At 60.7% G+C, this 19,178-nt stretch carries 18 protein-coding genes and 1 pseudogene; 11 read left to right on the forward strand and 8 right to left on the reverse strand.

What is annotated here, in order from left to right:
• Window positions 1-67: 67 nt before the first annotated feature.
• The 4 genes and pseudogenes from ACKVY0_RS24135 (at window position 68) to ACKVY0_RS24150 (ending at window position 1,557) form a co-directional block, all read left to right on the forward strand.
• A complete protein-coding gene (locus ACKVY0_RS24135; RefSeq protein ID WP_409217420.1) occupies window positions 68-211 on the forward strand; it encodes a hypothetical protein in 144 nt (47 codons plus the stop codon).
• Window positions 212-255: 44 nt separating this feature from the next.
• Complete coding sequence (locus tag ACKVY0_RS24140; RefSeq protein ID WP_409217421.1) at window positions 256-456, forward strand: hypothetical protein; 201 nt, start codon at window positions 256-258, stop codon at window positions 454-456.
• 112 nt (window positions 457-568) lie between these two features.
• A pseudogene (locus tag ACKVY0_RS24145) lies at window positions 569-860 on the forward strand (hypothetical protein); the annotation flags it as partial.
• A gap of 91 nt (window positions 861-951) precedes the next feature.
• Window positions 952-1,557 (forward strand): DUF4256 domain-containing protein, encoded by a 606-nt coding sequence (locus ACKVY0_RS24150; RefSeq protein ID WP_409217422.1) that lies wholly within the window; start codon window positions 952-954, stop codon window positions 1,555-1,557.
• A 233-nt stretch (window positions 1,558-1,790) separates the two neighbouring features.
• On the opposite strand, the gene ACKVY0_RS24155 is transcribed toward ACKVY0_RS24150, so the two are convergent.
• Entirely contained in the window at window positions 1,791-2,663 is an 873-nt protein-coding gene (locus ACKVY0_RS24155) for a hypothetical protein (RefSeq protein WP_409217423.1), read from the reverse strand.
• A 453-nt stretch (window positions 2,664-3,116) separates the two neighbouring features.
• Between ACKVY0_RS24155 and ACKVY0_RS24160 the strand changes: the two genes are divergently transcribed.
• Window positions 3,117-4,244: an efflux RND transporter periplasmic adaptor subunit gene (locus ACKVY0_RS24160; RefSeq protein WP_409217424.1), complete on the forward strand. Its 1,128-nt coding sequence runs from the start codon at window positions 3,117-3,119 to the stop codon at window positions 4,242-4,244.
• Window position 4,245: 1 nt separating this feature from the next.
• Window positions 4,246-8,760: an efflux RND transporter permease subunit gene (locus ACKVY0_RS24165; protein ID WP_409217425.1), complete on the forward strand. Its 4,515-nt coding sequence runs from the start codon at window positions 4,246-4,248 to the stop codon at window positions 8,758-8,760.
• Window positions 8,761-8,764: 4 nt separating this feature from the next.
• Here ACKVY0_RS24165 and ACKVY0_RS24170 read toward each other — a convergent pair whose 3' ends face one another.
• Window positions 8,765-9,043, reverse strand: coding sequence for a hypothetical protein (locus ACKVY0_RS24170; RefSeq protein ID WP_409217426.1), 279 nt, complete (start codon window positions 9,041-9,043; stop codon window positions 8,765-8,767).
• 121 nt (window positions 9,044-9,164) lie between these two features.
• On the opposite strand from ACKVY0_RS24170, the gene ACKVY0_RS24175 reads away from it, so the two are divergent.
• A complete protein-coding gene (locus tag ACKVY0_RS24175; protein ID WP_409217427.1) occupies window positions 9,165-9,716 on the forward strand; it encodes an RNA polymerase sigma factor in 552 nt (183 codons plus the stop codon).
• On the forward strand, window positions 9,713-11,113 hold the full coding sequence (locus ACKVY0_RS24180) for a YfbK domain-containing protein (RefSeq protein ID WP_409217428.1): 1,401 nt from the start codon (window positions 9,713-9,715) through the stop codon (window positions 11,111-11,113). Before ACKVY0_RS24175 ends, ACKVY0_RS24180 begins: the two co-directional genes overlap by 4 nt.
• Before the next feature lie 18 nt (window positions 11,114-11,131).
• Here the strand turns inward: ACKVY0_RS24180 and ACKVY0_RS24185 are convergent, their stop codons facing one another.
• The gene (locus tag ACKVY0_RS24185) at window positions 11,132-11,926 is read right to left on the reverse strand and encodes a CHAD domain-containing protein (RefSeq protein ID WP_409217429.1); all 795 of its coding nucleotides are present in this window, start codon (window positions 11,924-11,926) and stop codon (window positions 11,132-11,134) included.
• 264 nt (window positions 11,927-12,190) lie between these two features.
• On the opposite strand from ACKVY0_RS24185, the gene trxA reads away from it, so the two are divergent.
• The gene (trxA, locus tag ACKVY0_RS24190; protein ID WP_409217430.1) at window positions 12,191-12,520 is read left to right on the forward strand and encodes a thioredoxin; all 330 of its coding nucleotides are present in this window, start codon (window positions 12,191-12,193) and stop codon (window positions 12,518-12,520) included.
• 40 nt (window positions 12,521-12,560) lie between these two features.
• Here trxA and ACKVY0_RS24195 read toward each other — a convergent pair whose 3' ends face one another.
• Together ACKVY0_RS24195 and ACKVY0_RS24200 are read right to left on the reverse strand one after the other, a co-directional pair.
• Window positions 12,561-13,640: a 6-phosphofructokinase gene (locus tag ACKVY0_RS24195; protein WP_409217431.1), complete on the reverse strand. Its 1,080-nt coding sequence runs from the start codon at window positions 13,638-13,640 to the stop codon at window positions 12,561-12,563.
• A gap of 63 nt (window positions 13,641-13,703) precedes the next feature.
• The gene (locus ACKVY0_RS24200) at window positions 13,704-14,657 is read right to left on the reverse strand and encodes a D-alanyl-D-alanine carboxypeptidase family protein (protein WP_409217432.1); all 954 of its coding nucleotides are present in this window, start codon (window positions 14,655-14,657) and stop codon (window positions 13,704-13,706) included.
• 119 nt (window positions 14,658-14,776) lie between these two features.
• On the opposite strand from ACKVY0_RS24200, the gene ACKVY0_RS24205 reads away from it, so the two are divergent.
• Window positions 14,777-15,193: a ketosteroid isomerase-related protein gene (locus ACKVY0_RS24205; RefSeq protein WP_409217433.1), complete on the forward strand. Its 417-nt coding sequence runs from the start codon at window positions 14,777-14,779 to the stop codon at window positions 15,191-15,193.
• Window positions 15,194-15,275: 82 nt separating this feature from the next.
• Window positions 15,276-15,980: a L,D-transpeptidase gene (locus tag ACKVY0_RS24210; protein ID WP_409217434.1), complete on the forward strand. Its 705-nt coding sequence runs from the start codon at window positions 15,276-15,278 to the stop codon at window positions 15,978-15,980.
• Window positions 15,981-16,019: 39 nt separating this feature from the next.
• Here the strand turns inward: ACKVY0_RS24210 and ACKVY0_RS24215 are convergent, their stop codons facing one another.
• From ACKVY0_RS24215 to ACKVY0_RS24225, 3 genes are read right to left on the reverse strand one after another with little or no spacing between them, the layout of a single operon-like run.
• The gene (locus tag ACKVY0_RS24215) at window positions 16,020-16,850 is read right to left on the reverse strand and encodes a hypothetical protein (protein ID WP_409217435.1); all 831 of its coding nucleotides are present in this window, start codon (window positions 16,848-16,850) and stop codon (window positions 16,020-16,022) included.
• 24 nt (window positions 16,851-16,874) lie between these two features.
• Window positions 16,875-18,176: a M20 family metallopeptidase gene (locus ACKVY0_RS24220; protein WP_409217436.1), complete on the reverse strand. Its 1,302-nt coding sequence runs from the start codon at window positions 18,174-18,176 to the stop codon at window positions 16,875-16,877.
• A gap of 25 nt (window positions 18,177-18,201) precedes the next feature.
• Window positions 18,202-19,110, reverse strand: a complete 909-nt coding sequence (locus tag ACKVY0_RS24225; protein WP_409217437.1) for an N-acetylglucosamine-6-phosphate deacetylase — start codon at window positions 19,108-19,110, stop codon at window positions 18,202-18,204.
• Window positions 19,111-19,178: the final 68 nt, after the last annotated feature.

The following is a 19,178-nucleotide window of genomic DNA, read 5'->3' on the forward strand; positions in this document are numbered from 1 at the left end:
CATTCAGGCAGGGAAAACATGCCGCCGCCAGCACCCGCCGGCAGGACTGGCTGCAACGACACCCCGCATGAAACGCAAGACCAACTTCGACGACTACCTGGAGCAGCAACTCCAAGACCCGGACTTCGCCGAGCGCTTCAAGGCCGCTGGTGAAGCCTGGGATGTATCCCTGCAAATCACGCGCCTGCGCGGGGAAGCCGGCCTCTCATAGAACTGGCCGAGCGACTGGACACCACGCAGCAGCAGATCAGCCGCATGGAATCCCCCGCCGACGAAGGCCATTCTCGCCGCGTCGCCGCTGCACTGCATGCACGCGTGCTCGTTGTGTTGGAACCCACCGTGGCGAGCGGTGGTTCCAGCGTGCTGCGAGAAGAATCTGCCGCTTACAAAGTCACCAAACGAAGCCAGTGCGCCGATGATGCCGAGCGGGTCGTTTCAGCCAAAGATCTGCACTGATGGACACTGATCAAGCTGCCAAAATTTAGGAGCGAGACTCCAGCTCCCGCTTCGCTCAAACGCTTGCCTTCGGATTCATCCCCGCCCTTGATGCCTTTTCAGTCGAACTTTCATGCGTCTTGAAGACCTAAAACCCAACACAACCGTGCGCGGCATTCTGGCTGACTGTCTCGTGACGGTCGTGCAGGTCACTTGGTTCCGAGGCGTTGGAACTCACCTACAAAGACCCGGTGGGCAAGGTGGCGAATGAGCTGCTCTACCGTCACGATGAGCCACGCCTTGAAGTGGTGCAGGCTGGGTGGCCTTGGAGTTTCGATGGTGATGCAGGTATGTTCCGGCTGGTGTCTGAGGCGCATCGAATTCGGCTGGCCCATCTGTTTGATCCGGTGTTAGCGGTTCATTCTGTCGCGCAGAGATCGTTGTTGCCTGAATGCATCAGGTTCGTGTAAAACCACCGCATGAGCGACGCCGCACGCGCCGCGACTCTGCGACACCATGAAACCACCCAAGATGTCCAAGGAAACCTCGATGAAAGGCGCTGAAACCCAAAAGAAGCTGGCACCAGACCAACGTGAAGAACTGCTCAGAGTATTGAGCGCCCGTTTTCATAAACACATGAACCGCCACAAGGGGCTTGAATGGGCCGAGGTGAAACCCAAGCTGGAAGCCAATGCCTCAAAACTGTGGTCACTCCATGAAATGGAACGAACCGGTGGTGAACCGGATGTGGTGGGTCATGACAACAAGACGGGCGAATACCTGTTTGTTGATTGTTCACCGGAAACTCCCCAAGGCCGCACCAGTGTTTGCTACGACCGTGAAGGACTGGAATCAAGGAAGGAACATAAACCGAAAAACACCGCCATGGACATGGCCGCGGCCATGGGCATCGAGCTGTTGACGGAAGAACAATATCAAGAGCTGCAGCAACTGGGAGATTTCGACACGAAGACGTCGAGCTGGATCAAAGCACCTGCTGAGATGAGAAAACTCGGCGGCGCGCTCTATGGTGACCGCCGCTACGGCCGCGTCTTCGTGGGGCACAACGGCGCGCAGTCTTACTATGGCGCAAGGGCGTTCCGTGGCTCGCTCAGGGTCTGAATACGGGGTGGGCAAAGGCCGCGAGAGGAGTGGCGGCACCGAGGCGAGCCGCTGCCTTGCTGGCGAGCGATGACTCTTCCTCCATGACCGGTCAGGTCTTGCATCCCAATGGTGGTGAGATCGTCAATGGCTGACGTTCCTGTTTCGCTTCTTCCACAGCCTGGGGACAGCAACTTGACCGACGCTGCGGATCCCAGGGCGAAATTACCCGCGACTTGGGACTTCCGCGTGGCTCAGGGAACGACGAAGACAATGTTCGTGACGGGGTCACGCGCTTTGGAGCCGGGGTGCATGTCGGTGACGTCCACGATGTTGGCGGGAATTTGTTTCAACCCGGGCGGATAGACGCAACCGGGCTTGCCGGGCACGGGCCGTGCAAACATGGGGGCCGCCGCTTGAGTGTTCGCGGTCGAGGATTCCTGCCGACCACCAGGCAAGCTGGTCATGGTCGAAGCACCCGTGGCTGGCGAGACCGTGGGATCTAACGATGGCGAGGCAGGGACGCTCACCGAGGGGACGGGCGGCGCCACCACGCGCGACGGGGTGAGCGGGAGCGGCTTGACGATCATGCGCGTGTTGTCGTGCGTGCGGATGATCTCGCCCTGGCCCGGAATGGGATTGGAATAGGTCCGGGTGGGTTGCAAGCTGGTGGCAACCTGCGGCATCTGGCTGCGTGGCAGTGCGACGGCTACAGAACGTCTGCGATCGTTGCCCACCTGACGAGTTTTGCCACCGAACAACATGCTGAAAAACCCCTGCTTTTTTGGGGTGGGCGGTGCCGTCTGCGCTGCCTGCGACTGAAAGCCAGGAATGCGGTCAGCAGCGTGCAGCGCTGGCAGGGTCAGCAGCAAGATGCCCACGAATAGTAGTGATTGGAATGGAGGTGTTTTCATGGGTTTTAGGGTGTACAGGCAGTGGATGGGGAGAGTGGCGAGGTAGGCACGCAGCTTTTCCTGCATGGCTCCGGTCTGCTTTTGGAGGCGGCCCAGTAACTCCTCGTCTTGGCCCTCCGAGAAGAGCAGGTTGTCATCGGTACACTGGGCATACTTCTGCTTGAGCCTGCCTTTGATTTCGTTCCAGGAACCTTGGAAGGCGAGTTTAGTCATGGTGTTTGGGGGGTGATTTAGCAGCCCTGAATCGCACCGAGATCCGCTTGGGACGCATGGCGAGACCCGGAGAACGAATGGAGCGAATGGGCAGGCGGGCGGGGTATTCCCGCGCAACATCACCCGATGTGTCTGGAGGGCGAGCCGCACAATCGCTCCGGCTTTGGGTGGGGAGCAGGTGTCATAAACATGCATGATGAACTCGCCTAGCGTCAGCGGGGTTTTGCTGGGATGGATTTTCATCTTCATGGCGTGAGCATGGCGGCGGCAGCCTCGCCGGTGCCATGGGGTGTTCGCCCCGTTTTGCGCCGTGCCGTCGCCTGCGGAGCAGTTGGCATCTGCGTGACCAAGATGATTCTGTTACTGAGCCTTTCCAAAAAGCGTTCGGCGACGCAAATCAGCCGCTTTGATGCTAGCGATTTTCGCTGGCGTGCGTTTGTTTGACCCCCCCCAATGTCTGAAGCCCGGCCGCATGCCCTGTTACGTCTCTGTGTTTTCATCCTCGTTACCGCCGCCGTGGTTGTGGCCGGCGGGTGGCTGCTAAAGCGGAACACTCAGGTGGCTGCCAAACCTGCCGCAGCGGCGAAGGGCGCGGCACCCGTTTTGACTGCCAAAGTGGCGAAGGAGAACTATGCGCTCGATCTTGATGCCATTGGCACGGTGCGGGCCTTTGAATCCATCGACATCAGCTCGAATGTGACCGAATCGGTGACGCAGTTGTCCTTCAACGACGGCGACTTCGTGAAAAAAGGCACGCTGCTGGCCCTGCTGAGCGATGCGGAGGAGCAGGCCATGCTCGCCTCGGCCAAAGCGACGCTGGCGGAAGAAGAACGTGAGATCGAGCGGTTGAAAAACCTCGTCAAAGACGGTGCGGCACCGGAAGCGCGGCTGGCGGAGCGCAAAACACTCGCGGACATCGCGAAGCAGAAGATTTTTGAAGCTGAGGCCAGGCTCACAGATCGCCGCATCACGGCACCGTTTGATGGCTGGCTGGGACTGCGCCGCATCAGCGTGGGGGCACTGGTGACACCAGGCTCAATCATTGCCTCGCTCGATAAGATCGATGTGGTGAAGATCGACTTCTCCGTGCCGGAAACCTATCTCGGCAGTGTGAAGGCGGGAACGCTCATCGAGGCGCGCACGGACACCGATCGTGAGCGCAAATATGCCGGCAAAGTGTCGCACCTCGATTCACGCATTGATCCCGTGACGCGCTCCATCCCCACGCGTGCGGAGGTGGCGAATCCTGATCTCGCCTTAAAGCCGGGCATGCTGGTGATGGTGCGGCTGGTGGTGGAGCCGAAGTTCTCGCTCTCGATTCCCGAACGTGCGCTGGTGCCGGTGGGCGCGAAGGCCTTTGTGTTTTCGATTCAGGACGACAAGGCGAAGCGGGTCGAAGTCAAAACGGGCCGTCGCAAGCCGGGCTTCGTCGAAATCCAGAGCGGCTTGAGCGAAGGTCAGTTGATCATTGCCGATGGCATCGTCGGTTTGCAGGACGGCGCCGCCGTGAAGGTCGCTGGCGACTACGGTGGCCCGGTGAAGGCATTTAATCCCGAACAGCCCGACAAGACGACTCCCTGACATGTGGCTTTCGGATACATCGGTGCGTCGTCCCGTGCTGGCGATGGTGATGAACTTGATTCTCATCGCCTTCGGCATCGTGGCCTACACGCGGCTGCAAGTGCGCGAGTATCCTGACATCGAGCCGCCGATCGTGACGGTGGAAACCTACTATCGCGGCGCTTCCGCCAGCGTGGTGGAGCGCCGCATCACGCAGCGGCTCGAAGACCGCATTTCGCAGGTGGAGGCGATCAAGAACATCTCCTCCATCAGCATCGACGGCAAATCGGAGATCACCGTCGAGTTCAATCTGGGCCGCGATCTCGATGCGGCGGCCAATGACATCCGCGAAGCGATCAGTCCGATCCTGGCGACGATGCCGGAGGAGGTGGAGCCGCCGAACGTCGGCAAAACCGAGCTGAGTTCCGAGGTGCTGATGTATCTGAACCTCGCCAGTGACTCCCGCAGCACGCTGGAGCTGAATGATTATGCCGAACGCTACCTGGTGGACCGTTTTTCACGGCTGGCCGGCATCGCTCGTGTGCGCATCAACGGCGGCACGCGCTATGCGCTGCGCATCTGGCTGGATCGTGAAGCGCTCGCGGCACGCGGACTCACCGCGCTGGATGTGGAGGAGGCGCTGCGGCGCGAGAACGTCGATCCACCGGCGGGAACCGTGCAATCGCTCGATCGCCAGTTCACCGTGCGTATCAATCGTCAGTATCAGACGACGGAGGATTTTGAAAAACTCGTCATCGCACGCGGTGAGAACGGCTATCAGGTGCGGTTGGCCGAAGTGGCGAAGGTGGAACTCGGTGCGGAGGAGGCGCGCACCTCCTTCAAAGGCAATCGCGTGCGCATGGTGTCGCTGGGCATGATCCGCCAGTCACGTTCCAATCCGCTCGATGTGGCGAAGGCGGTGCGTGCCGAGGCAGAGAAAATCCGCGCCACGCTGCCGAAGGACATGCGGCTGGAAAACAGCTACGACATCAGCCAGTTCATCGAGGAATCACTCAATGAAGTCTATCGCACGCTCTGCATCGCTCTCGCATTGGTCATTGCGATCATTTACCTCTTCCTCGGCAACATGCGTGCCGTGCTAGTGCCGACGCTGGCCGTGCCAGTCAGCGTTTTCGCCACCTGCATCGTCTTGTATGCGATGAACTACTCGATGAACACGCTGACGCTGCTCGCGTTCGTGCTCGCCATCGGTCTCGTGGTCGATGATGCCATCGTAGTGCTCGAAAACATCCATCGGCGCATCGAACTGGGTGAAAAACCGCTCGTGGCATCGTTCCTCGGCACGCGGCAGGTCGGCTTCGCGGTCATCGCGACGACGCTGGTGCTGCTGGCGGTGTTTGTGCCCGTCACCTTCATGCCGGGGGACACGGGACGCATGTTTGCGGAGTTCAGCGTCACGCTGGCGATTGCCGTGGGCTTCAGCGGCTTCGTGGCGCTCACTCTGACGCCGATGCTGGCCTCCAAAATCATGCGCGACCGGGAAGGCGACGGCTTGGTGGCCCGATTGCTGAAGCGGGTGTTTGAATTCGTGCAGCGGCTGTATCGCCAGGTGCTCGGCTTCGCGTTGAATTTCCCCGCCACGGCCATTCCGGTCGTCCTTGGCCTCACCGCGATGTGCTGGTGGCTGCTCAAGACGATTCCCGATGAATTCACTCCGCGCGAAGACCGTGGCTCGTTCTTCGTCACTGCCACCAGTCCGCCCGGCACGACCTTCGCGAACACGATGGAGACGCTGGAGGTGATGAACGAGAAGCTGATGTATCTCGTCGAGGGTACCCAAGAAGCCACGCGCGTGAATGCACGTGCGCCGCGCAATTTTGGCACCACGGCCGATTTCAACGAATCCATCGCGGTGGTCACGCTGACGCCGTTCGGCACACGGCGGAACGGCTTCGACATCATGGCCGAGGTGCGGCAGAAGACCGCCGACATTCCAAGCGCCAAGGTCTCCGTGATCATGCGGCAGGGTATGATGCGCGGACTGAACAAGCCGATGGAGATCGTGGTCAGCGGCCCCACCTTTGAAGAACTCGCGCAATGGCGGGACATCATCCTCACCAAGGCGAAGGAAAATCCGAAGCTGATCGGCTTCGACTGCGATTACCGCGACACGAAGCCGCAGCTCCGCGTGAGCATCAATCAATCGCGTGCCGCCGATCTCGGTGTTTCGTCGGCCAACATCGGCCGTACGCTCGAAACCCTGCTCGGTGGCCGACGCGCGACCACGTTCATTCATCAAGGCGAAGAATACGACGTGATGCTCGAAGGTAGCTACGGCGACAAACGCAGCCCGCTTGACCTCAACAACATCTTCGTGCGCAGTGAGCGCTCGAAACAGCTCATCCCGCTGGCGAACCTGGTGACGATGGATGAATTCGCCGACAGCGGCACCTTGAACCGCTACAACCGCATGCGCAGCATCACCTTCGATGCCGAACTTGCCAGCGGCTACAGTTTGGGAGAAGGCATCAATTACATGGAGCAGATCATTCGCGAAACTTTGCCTCCCAACGCGATTGTCGGCTACAAGGGCAACGCGCTGAAGTTGAAGGACAACAGCGGCAGCATCGGCTTGATCTTCGCGCTGGCGATGCTGATCGCCTTCCTCGTGCTCGCGGCGCAGTTTGAGAGTTTTGTGCATCCCTTCACGATCATGCTCACCGTTCCCGTCGCCGTGGCCGGTGCGCTGCTTGGTTTGCAGCTCATGGGCCTGAATCAAAGCATCTACAGCCAGATCGGCCTCATCATGCTCATCGGTCTGGCGGCGAAGAACGGCATCCTCATCGTCGAATTCATCAACCAGCTTCGCGATGAAGGCATGGAGTTCCGCGAGGCCATCCTACAGGCCAGCGAGCAGCGCTTGCGCCCGATCGTGATGACGGCACTCGCAACGGTGATGGGCGCTTTGCCGCTCATGCTCGGTCATGGCGCCGGTTATGAAACGCGCATGGTGGTCGGTGTCGTCGTCGTGTTTGGCGTGTCGCTCGCGACGGTGGTGACATTGTTCCTCGTGCCGATGGTCTATGCTTTGATCGGCCTGCACACCGGTTCACCGCTCGATGTGACGCGCAAACTGGAAACCGCGCTCACCGGCGAAGAGTCCAAAGAGAAGTCCAAGTATCCGGCGCTGCTGCATCTGCTGCTGTTTGCCTTCATGCTGCTGCCTTCCTGCAATCTCGCGCCGAAATTTCTCATCCCGAAGCCGAAACTGCCCACGGAATTCAAAACCACCGGCCCGTGGCGCACCGCGAAACCCCGTGATGAGGCCAGCCGTGGCAACTGGTGGAGCTTGTTCGGCGATGCGCGCTTGAATGCGCTCATGCAGCAGGCGCAGACGGGCAGCCCGACGCTGGAACTGGCGGCGCATCGCGTCACCGAGGCCAAGGCGCTCGCACGTGCAGATCGAGCGAACCTGTTTCCCTTTCTCACGTTAAACGGCTCGGCCACTCGCAGCCGTGGCTCGAGCAACATGAAGTTCCAGTTTGCCGGCGGCCGCACGCGCAACGTGATGGGGGCGACGCTCGACTTTGAATATGAACTCGATTTCTGGGGCAAGCTGCGCAATCAAAGCCGCGCTGGCGCAGCACGCGCCGAGGCACAGCAGGCGGATTATCACAACGCGCTGCTCGGCCTGCAAAGTGAGCTGGCGATGAACTATTTCGCGCTGCGGGTGCAGGATGCGCAGATCGCGTTGTTGCGGCGCACGGTCGCGCTGCGGCGCAAGACCGTCGAACTCGCGCGCACGCGTTTTACGCAGGGCGACATCGGTCAGATCGACGTGGCGCAGGCGGAGACGGATCTGGCGGCAACGGAAGCGGAAGCGATTGGTCTGGAGCGGAAACGGGCGGAACTCGAACACGCCATCGCTCTGCTGCTCGGGAAGACCCCCTCGGAGTTCAGTCAGCCCGCACATGACATGAGCGGCGCACCGCCCTCTGTGCCTGCCAGCGTGCCCAGCGATTTGTTGGAGCGCCGACCTGACATCGCCACCGCCGAACGGCAGATGGCCGCTTTGAATGCGGAGATCGGCGTAGCCAAGGCGGCGTTGTTTCCAAGCCTGAGCATCGGCCTCTCCGGCGGCACGCAGACGAGCTACGCCTGGAAACTGGCAGATGCACAAAGCCGCGTGTGGGGTCTTGGCCCGGCGGCCATCGAGTGGCCGCTGCTGCGCGGCGGCGGCGTGCGTGCGAACATTGAGGCGACCAAGGCACGCTACGATCAAGCAGCGGCGAGTTACAAGAACACAGTCCTGAGTGCGATGCGCGATGCCGAGGATGCCTTGAGCGGACTGGCGATTTTGCAACGGCAGGCCGCCGCGCAGGAAGCCACAGCGGCCTCGGCGCGGCGTGCGCTCGATCTCTCGCAGAAACGCTACGATTCCGGTCTCGTGGCCTATTATGAAGTGCTCGACAGCCAGCGCACGCTGCTGCGTGCCGAGCAGGAGGCCACCCGCATCCAGGGCGAACGATTCCTTGCCAGCGTGCTGCTCATCAAGGCCCTCGGTGGCGGCTGGTGAGCGCTTACTTCTTGTTTTTGGGCGGAACGTAGGTTTTGCCGTCGAATTCGCCGCCGACCATCTGCTGCACGGACTTGAGCTGATCGCTCGTGGCGTTGTTCATGGCATCGCCTTTGGATTGGCTGAAGTTCACGGCGGCACTGGAGTTCGAGGCGGCTGGTTCTGCGGCAGGTGCCGGGGCTGGCGCGTCAGTCAGCAGGTATTGGACCAGCCAGACGAATCCGCCCAAGCCCAGGAGGATCAGGACAAAGGAGGTGCCGTTAGATGAGGAGGAATCGTTCACGCTGGCGGTCTCAACGCGCCCCAGGCCCAAAGATTACGGTTTCCAAGTGGGAAATCGGCGGCAACTATGCTCCTCGGCCTAATGAACTGCTGTGTCTGCCCGTTCCAACCCGAACCAACGCATGTCCGCCCAACACGTCCAGGATGAAGCCTCCGTGCTGGTTAGGCGCGCTTTAGACCAGCATGAAAGCACTCTCATCGCCTACACAGCAGGCATTCTCGGTGGCGACATCGAGCGTGCGCGCGATGTCGTGCAGGATGCCATGCTGCGGCTTTACCTCACCGAGCCGGATCGTGTCCGTGAAAACCTCAAGTCCTGGCTGTTCACGGTCTGCCGCAACCGTGCCTTTGACATCCTGCGCAAGGAGCAGCGGCTTGAGCTTGGCAATGACGAGGTCATGGACACCACGCCCGACCATGAGCCTGATCCCGCCGAGAGCGCCGGATTGCACGAGCTTTACGCGCACATCTGGCGCAGCGTGGACCGGCTGCGGCCCAATCAGCGCGAGGTCGTGCGCCTCAAATTCCTCCACGACTGCTCCTACCAGGAAATCGCCGGCATCACTGGACTCAGTGTTGGTAATGTCGGCTTCATCATGCACCACGCGATCAAGAAACTGCGAGAACTGATGAGTACCGAGATGAGCGAAGAATATTCCCCCACCCATTCATGAATCCCCAGGACAATCCACACTTCACCGCCTACGCGCTCGGAGAGCTAAGCGCCGAGGAGGCGCATGCGCTGCACGAAACGCTGGCCGTTACGCCCGCTGCTGCGCACGAACTGGAGCAGATCGAGGCCGTCACCGATGCGCTGCGCCACGGTGCGCCGATTCCGCAGACCCGTCTTACGCATGAGCAGCGCCATGCCTTGCTGCATCCGGCGAATCTGCCGCGCCGCATTCAGCCCATGCTGCCGCGCAAACCCGCGCATCGCCCGCGTCAGGCCTTCTGGCCGGTGATGGGCACGCTGCTCAAGGCCGCTGCGGCCATTGCGGTCACAGGCGCGGCCTTCCTGGCTGGCTGGTCACTCAGTCCGGTGGTGAAGGATGCTGCGCAGATTGTCGCCACACCACCGAAGGCGAAGCCGCCGGTCGAAATCACGGCCAAGCCGCAGCCGGTGGCTGAGAAAACGGTGGCTGCGCCGCTGGTGGCTGCTGTGCCAGTCAAACCAGAGCCAGTGGTGCAGAAAGAGGCTCCCGCACCTGCTCCGCAAAAAGTTGCGGTGGTGCCAGCACCTGCGCCTGCACCGATCGTGGTTGCCGCTGTCAAAACACCAGATGTTGTGACGACAACACCTAATCTGGGTTTCACCATGACCGCCGGACGTGGTGTTTTTGCCAGCACGACGAAGCAAGCTTCCGATCAGTTCAATCTGCGTCCTGCGTTGATCAAGCCGGTGCCGCAGAAGCCACAGGGACAGGCGTTCGCTTCGCCGCAGTCGGCGAATGTGAAGCCCGAGGCCAAGCCCGTGCGTGTATCGGAGCTGTACATCCATTCCTGGAAAGCTGAAGTAGCCGCCTGCCCGTGGAATCAGGCGAACCGCCTGCTGCGCATTGTCATCCAGGTGCCGGCCGACCAGCCTGCTGTTCTCGCTGCTGATGCCAGCTTTCCGCTGCAGATTACCTTTGATGCCGCGAACGTAAAACAGTTCCGCATGCTGAGCGAACGGCATCTGGCTGCGTCTGAACTGCGCAGCGCCGGCACGCATGTGCTGTGGTATGAGTTCCAGCCGAATGGTGGCGAAATCGGTCGCGATAGCGGCAGACAGATTGCCAGCATCACGCTGCCAAACGCCCGCTTCACCTCGCAGGCCGTAGGTCCGTTTGACAGCAGCAGGCTGCAGGTCATCGACCGTGGTTATTCGCTGAAGAATGCGCGTGAAGATTTCGTGTTTGAAACTTCCGTGGTCGGCTTTGGTCTGCTGCTGCGTGGTTCAGAGCAGGTGGGCGAACTGAATCACGATCTCGTGTTGAATCTGGCAAAACAGGCCAAGGGTGCTGACGCCAGCGGTGAGCGTGCGCGGTTTATCCGTCTGGTGCAGGATGCGCAGCGTGTGGCAGGGCTGTAATGCGGGGCAAAATCCGGATTACACTCTGGCGCGATGTGACGCGTAGAGCTTGTGGCCGAGGGTGAGGTAGCGCTGGCGCAGGCTGTCACGATGTTCCTCGATCACTTGTACCCAAGGACTACGGCGTAACGCAAAGGCAGGTTCGTGCGCAAGGTTGGCGAGATCCTGGTCGCGACCGAGCAGATGACCGAGCCGCTGTGCGCGTTGGATGCGGCGTCTGGCACTGGGAAGGTGCGGCAGCGCGAGGGTTTGGAAATACAGATCCTTCACGCGATGCCGCCAGCGGTGCAGCGTTTCATGGTTGGTGCTTTCGCAGGCCTGCTTCATCAGGCGGCGGCCTTTGCGCTGACAGCGGGCATGTTCTTCGAGGATTTGATCCGCAGAAAGCGACTCAATGCAGGTGCTGTCGATGAGCAGGCCGAGTGCATGCAGTTGATGACGCAGATAGGAGGCTGATGGCGCGGCTTGTGGTTTGCCATCGAGCTGTGGGCGATGCTTGGGCGCGAGATGAAAACGGCGCGTGAGCTTGTCGATGAGCTTGTCCTGCACCACCCGGTCACGATTGCAGGCGCAGGCGTTTTTGACGGCGCGGATGTGCTGACGAAAAGCCTGCATGGTGTGCTCCGCGATGCCTTCACGCGCGAGCCGCAGCAGTGCGAGCAGCTTTTTCATGCGCACGCGCAGTTGATGCGTGGCCGTCTCCTCATGCTGCGCGAGCCGTGTCACATCTTCCTGCGCACGTTCGCAGAGCTGATGCAGCAAACGCTGCAACTGCCGCCCTGACAAGCTGGTGAGTGCGCGGTTGCGTTTCATGCGTTCTCATTCAGCACAGAAGCCGCTTAAACGGCAAGAAAGAGTTTTTCACATTCGTGCGCGAAAATTGGTGAAACAGTGTGAGCAGGCTGTGAATTGTCTGATTCGCTGGAATCAGTCAATCTGCTGGGAATGCCGTCACATTCGCGTTTGGATGCCTTTTTGGCTGAAGCAGGCGGAGTTGGTGAAAACTTTCGTTGATTCGCCTGCCGCCAATGCCAGCGTGCGCTCGTAATCCTTTTCCAAACCCACCTCACATACATCATGGCCAGCGAAGCAGTCCTCACCATCACCGAAGCAAATTTTGAAGCCGAAGTTACGCAATCCACCGTGCCGGTGATTTTGGATTTCTGGGCCGAATGGTGCGGCCCGTGCCGCATGCTGGGACCGATCTTGGATGACTTGGCAAAGGATCAGGCCGGCAAGGTGAAGATCGGCAAGGTGAACGTGGATGAAGCGCAGAAACTGGCGGCGCAGTTCAACGTGCGCTCGATTCCGATGCTGGTTTTCTTCAAGGATGGCGTGGCGAAAGACACCGTGGTCGGAGTGCAGTCCAAAGATGCACTCACCAAGCGCCTTGCGGCGCTGGGTTGAGCTATTTCACGCTCATCATCGCATCAGCAGCCTCCCGGCATCACTGATCACCAAAGGTGATGCCGATGGCGCGTGCGGCTTTGACGATCTCGCTGTCATTCGAGACGAGGCGGAGTTGATGCACGGCTTCCTCGATGGAGACATCGCCCACCTGATACTGCTGGTAGCTGACCATGCGGCCAAAGCTGCCCTGCTCGATGAGATCGACAGCTTTGGCACCAAAGCGGATGCCGAGGATACGGTCGAGCGCGGTGGGAGCACCACCGCGTTGCAAATGCCCGAGCGTGCAGGCGCGGGTTTCCTTGCCGGTGAGTTTTTCGATCTGTTTTGAAACGTGATCGCCGATGCCGCCAAGACGGTCTTCGCCCTTGCCGCCCACGCGTTCCTTGGTGAGCAGCTCGCCGGATTCAATGCGTGCTCCTTCGGCCACGACCACGAGTGTGCTGTGGCGACCTGCGGCATCGCGTTTGCGCACGGCTTTGGCGACGTGTTCGAGGCTGAAGGGGATTTCCGGCAGCAGAATGATGTCAGCGCCGCCGGCCATGCCACCGTACAGCGCAATCCAGCCGGCGTGGCGGCCCATGACTTCGAGCACGATGACGCGTTTGTGGCTTTCTGCCGTGGTGTGCAGGCGGTCCAAGGCATCGACGACGGTGGCCACGGCGGAATCAAAACCGAAGGAGGTGGCGGTGGCCTGGATGTCATTGTCGATGGTCTTCGGCACGCCGATGACAGGAATACCCATCTGATAAAGCTGCAGACCGGTGGTGAGGCTGCCATCACCGCCGACGACAATGAGTGCGCCGATTTCGAGATGGCGGAGCGTGTTCTTGGCTTTCTCCACGATTTCGACCGGCACCTGGGAAACATTGCCTTCGCCCACCTTGGCGACGAAGTGGCCTTTGTTCGTCGTACCCAGAATGGTGCCGCCGAGTTTCATGATCCCAATCGTCTTGTCAGGATCGAGCATCATGTAATCACCGGGAGGCAGCAGCCCCTCAAAGCCGTCACGGAAGCCGACCACTTCCCAGCCGTGGGTGTGAGCCGCGCCGACGACGCCGTGAATGACCGCATTGAGTCCGGGGCAATCCCCGCCGCTGTTTAAAATTCCGATGCGCATGTGTGTTGGGAGTGAAAGTTGAAGGTGTTGATGCAGGGCGCACAAATGCTGCCAAGCAGGTGCTTAGAAATGGTCGAGCATCTGCCTCTTGTCGGTGATGGGCCGACCGGCTGCCAGCCAGCGGTCATACGCGGCCCAGCCTTGGTGCAGCAGCGTGCGGGCCTCGGCGAAGGGGCTGGCTGAACCGAGCACGACAACGACCATGCGATGGTGATAGATGTGGCTGGTGTTGTCCGCCTGCACTTGCACGCTAGCGGGCTTCTCCGCCGAAATGACCACGCAGCCGCCGGAACGTGCCGTGTTGCCGGTTTTCACGCCGTCGATGCGGTCCACGCCGAGCAGTTGGTTGGTGTTTTGCAATGGCACGCTGAGCTGCTGTCCAGCGCGGTAGATGGTGATGCTGCGGCTGCTTTGATTCGTGTAAAAGCGCATCGCGGGACGCGATACGGCGTAGATCGCCAGACGGGCAATGTCCGCCGCCGTCGAATAGGGCAGGGGGCGTGAGTTTTCGAGGCCGTGCGGATTGGTGAAGCGGGTGCCGCGGGTGCCTTCACGTGAGGCGAGCTGGTTCATCTGCCGCACGAATTCTTCCATCGGATGGCCGGTGCGGCCCAGTCGTGCTAGGTGATCTTTGCCGACGAAATCACTCAGCGTGATGGCGGCGATGTTGTCGCTGCTCATCATGGTGGCGTAGATGAGATCACGCAGCGTGGCCTGATCGCCGGGTTGCAGGCCGATGGTGCCGGGATCGGAGATTTGGAAGGCATAAGCGGGCACGGTGGCCAGCACACCAACGCCGACGTGGGAAGCTTCCGCCCAGTCGAGCGTGACCATCGCGGTGGCGATCTTCGCCAGACCGCCGACGGGGCGTTTCGTTTGCGCGTCATTGGCGACATGCACTTTTTTATTGAAGGCATCGACCACGAGCACAGCAGCCTGTGCTCGCAGGGTGGCGGCGCTGGTGGCGAGGGTGAAACAGATGCCAAGGATCGATGCGCGGGAGCGGAGCCACGCCATGCTGGGGGATAACATAGACGCCGATGTTTAGCCGCCTGCGCCAGCATCGCAACCGTGGATTTACCCGCACGTTTTTTCCGCGTTGACGCCTGTGCGGCTGAATTCATGCTGCCAGCCCTATGCACTCACCGCAGCAACGCGCCATCGCACTCATCCAAAACTACTACGCTACTTTCAATGCGGGCGACCGCGCCGCGTTCCTGACGCTGCTCACGGAGGATGTCGCGCATGACATCAATCAAGGCGGCACGGAATCAGGCATAGCGGCGTTTCGCACCTTCCTCACGCGCATGGACCGCTGCTACCGCGAGCAGGTGTGTGATCTCGTTGTGTTCGCCAACACGGATGGCACGCGTGGCGCGGCCGAGTTCTTCATCGAAGGCGAATACCTCTCCGCCGATGCAGGTTTGCCGCCCGCCACCGGCCAGCGCTACCGTCTGCGTGTTGGTGCCTTCTTTGACCTCCATGATGAGCGTGTCAGCCGCGTGACGAACTACTACAATCTGGAAGACTGGCTGCGGCAGGTCGGCGCGTGAAGATGAAGCTGCTGGACGGCGGGGTGGTTGCAGGGAAGAAATGGAGTGTTCCAAAATCCACGGCTCACTTTCGTTGCACCCGATGAAATCCCCACGCTCTGAAGTCACCTTACTGCAACTGCAGGCAGGAGCCTGCCTGCTGTCCGGTTGCTCCGCAGAGCGGCGGGACAACCTCTATGGTGGCATGAGAGCGACGGTAGTTTTTTTCCACCTGGTGCTGCCTCTGCTGTTGGCGCTGGTGTCGTGTCGGCATGTGGATAAACCGCAGGCGGAGGTGGTGCGGAAGGCGGTGGTTCCAGTGAAGCAACGGCTGGTGGTGAGCGTGGCGGAGCAGATGCTGGTGACGTTTGACTGGGACCGGCCGAAGCGGATGTACCGGGTGAGCACGTCGAAATTTGGAACCGGTGACAAACCACGCTCATACAAGACTCCGCTGGGACAACTTAAGGTGGTGGAGATCATCGGGCAGGGGCTGTCGGCGGGGACGAAGTTAAAATCACGGCAGCCGACAGGGGAGATCGTGCCGGTGGATGCACCGGGGCGTGATCCGATCGTCACGCGGATTTTGCGTCTGCAAGGCATGGAGCGGCACAATGCACGGACGCTGGAGCGGCTGATCTACATCCACGGCACGCCGGAGGAGGCGAAGCTGAAGACACCGGCGTCATGGGGCTGTGTGCGCATGGGATCGGCGGACATCATCAGCCTGTGCAAATGGGTGAAGCCGGGGGCGAGGGTGGACATCGTGCCGGGGAAGTTGCCCGCGCCGAATGCATTGCCGCCCTGAAAATGGCGAGTGGTCTTCGACGCGCTCGCGCTCCGGCTCTTACTTCCCCTCAGGAATGATGCGCAGGGCATGGCTGGCCTTGCTGGCATACCAGAAGCCGCGTTTGAATGGGCGCAGATGCACACCATTGGGGATTTCATTGCCGTTGCTGTCTTTCGCGCCGGTGCCGGTGCTGTCGAGGATCAGCGGCAGGCCGTCGGGGCTCTTGCCGATCTTGCCGACCCACAGCACGACATGCGAGACCTCGCCCTTGTTGCTTTTCACGAACAGCAGATCGCTGGTGAGCAGCGTTTTCTCAAAGTCCTCGTAGCTGGCGGGCAGTTCGATGCGCTTCGCTGGAGTTGTACGACCGGTGCCGGGTCCGGTGGCTTCGGTCATCACTTCCTGCTCATGAATGCCACCGCTCGGTTTGATGCCGAGCGCAAGGTTGTAAACGAAGGCGGTGAAGTTGCTGCAATCGAGGCCTTTGCCCACCGGCGTTGTTTGCTTGGCATCCTGCGGCCAGTCGGCGGGCGGTTCCCAGTCCGGGATGTGATGATGCTGGTAGCTGTAACCGACAAATCGCAGTCCTGCGGCGATTACCCGCTGGCGTGACCACTCCGGGCTTTTCGTCGCGAGTCCGGCGGGCGGACTGAACTGCTTTGCCGACGGTCCCCAGTAGGTCCAGCGTTTGTGATTCGCGGCATCATACCAGTCGCGGAACGGCACGCTGGCCTCATCTTTCCAGTCACCACGCGGTCCCTTGAGCAGGTCGCCGATCAGTTCCTCATCCTTGAAGGTGAATTCGACTTTGTAGGGCGATTGGTAGTCGGCGGCGTGGAGCACACTGCTGAGCAGCGTGAGTGCAAGAAACAGGTGGCTGGCCTTCATGGTCGCGAGGAAACGCCGGTCTGGTCACTTCTTTGCATCCAGAAAATCACACACCGCCGCCGCCATCACGGCCACACCGGTTTTGATCGCTTCTTCGTCGCAGTCATACATCGGCGTGTGGCCGCCATAGGTGAAGCCTTTCTCCTCATTCGCCACACCGAGGCGGAAGTAGAAACCGGGGACGACTTGCGCGAAGAAACTGAAATCCTCGCCACCCATGCCGGGAATCAGCTCGATCACGTTCTTGTCGCCAACGATGCGACGAAAGACGGGCAGCGTGGCATCCACGAGCTTTGGGTCGTTGCTGATGCTCGGATACGTTTTGCGGTATTCCATCTCGTAACTTGCTCCATGCGCCTCGGTGATGCCTTTGAGGATGCGGTGCATCATTTCAATCACGCCATCGCGAAACTTCGCGTCATAGGTGCGCACCGTGCCGCCCAGCTCGACTTTCTCCGCGATGATATTCTCACGATCACCGCCAGCGATGGTGCCGATGCTGATCACCAGCGGCTGCCGCGTGTTCGTCTGGCGACTTTTGATCATTTGCAGCGCCATGATCGCCTCTGCGGCCACGGCGATGGCATCCACGCCTTTGTGCGGCGCAGAACCGTGCGCCATCTTGCCGTTGATCACGATGTGAAAGCGGTCGCTGTTCGCGTTGTCGAGGCCCGGCGTGTAACCGATCTGGCCCGCCTTCAAATAATGCACCGCGTCATCCATGGGGCCCGCCGGTTGGACGCTCGCCGTGGTGTGCAGGCCAAACACCGCCGCCGGTTTCGGCTTTTCCATCACACCCTCCGCCACCATCAGCTTGGCACCCCAGTCGCCTTTGAACGTGGCTGGCATGGCCTCCTCGGCGGGTTGAAACAGAAACTTCACGCTGCCCTTCACCTGATCCTTGTGTTTCGACAGCAACTCCGCCACGCCCAGCGCGCACGTCACATGCACATCATGTCCGCAGGCATGCATCACCCCTGGATTTTGTGAGCGATACGGCACGCTGCGTAGCTCCTTGATCGGCAGCGCATCCATGTCCGCCCGCACCGCGACGCACGGCCCGTTCTGGGTGCCTTTGAGCATCGCCAACACCCCATGCTTCGCCACGCCCGTCTTGATGTCCGTGAAGCCCAGCTCCTTCAACCGGTCCACCACCAGCTTCGCCGTCCGCTCCTCCTCATTCGACAATTCAGGATGCATGTGAATGTCCCGCCGGATCTCCACCAGCTTCGGAAATATCTCCTCAATGCTGCGCTGGAAGATGGCGTCGCGTGTGTCTGCGGCGAAAGTCGGAGCGGCGAGGAGGATGAGGGCGAGGTGTTTCATATGGCTGGACAAGGTGCTGACTTTTTCAAAGTTTGATCGCCTTCCGCGGATTCACATCAATCACCTGCTTCAACCCCTCCTCGCTCATCCCAAGCTGCTCATACGCGTTCGTTTTGATGCGCGGGACGGTGACGGTGCTGCCGACGAAATGGGTGGCGTCGGGGGAGCGGGCGACGAGGTCGTCGCCGATGAGGATGTCCCAGCCGGCGAGGGTGTAGCGGCCGGGGCCGAGGCGGGCGGCGGAGATGGCGTCGGTGACGAAGATGGTGCGGTCGAGGCCGATGCTGGCGAGCCAGTTTTTCAGCACGAAGAAGGGCACATGGACGCCATCGGGGATGAAGCAGAGCCAGAGGCGCTCGTGCAGGCTGAGGGCGCGCTGGATGATGTTGTCATGGCGGTGCATCTGGATGGGGCAGCCGTTGCCAAGGTGCGTGAACATGCTCAATCCGGCATCGCAGGCCGCGTTGAGCTGGTCGAGCGAGGGATCGCAGTGACCGGCGGCGACGGTGACGCCTTGGGAGACGAGGAAGGCGATGGTTTTGCTGCCCTCATCGTGTTCCGGGGCGAGGGTGACGAGCCGGGCGAGGCCACCGGCGGCGGCGAGCAGGCGCTTGGCGTCGTCGAGGTTGGCCGGTTTCACGGCGTGGGGCGGGTGGGCACCGACGTAGCCTTTGATGGGATTGATGAACGGCCCCTCAATGTGGATGCCAGTGATGATGCGGCGGGCGAGGGTGTCTTTTTCGCGCAATTCGACGAGTTTGCCGATGCGGCGCTCCAGGGTGGGCACGGTGTCGGTGATGAAGGTGGCGAGGATGGCGTCGCAGCCGTCTTCAGCGAGGCATTCGCAGGCGTGGTGGAGGGCTTCGGCGGTGAGGGCGTCGCCGTTGAAGTCGGTGCCAGCATAGCCATTGACCTGGAGATCGAAGGGATTCATGCGGACATTGGAGCGGTTTTGCGGAATGGAAGCAAGAGCGGGAGGTGATGGGTTTTGGTATGAATGTC

The organism is Prosthecobacter sp., from assembly GCF_046154365.1.
Lineage (GTDB): Bacteria > Verrucomicrobiota > Verrucomicrobiia > Verrucomicrobiales > Verrucomicrobiaceae > Prosthecobacter.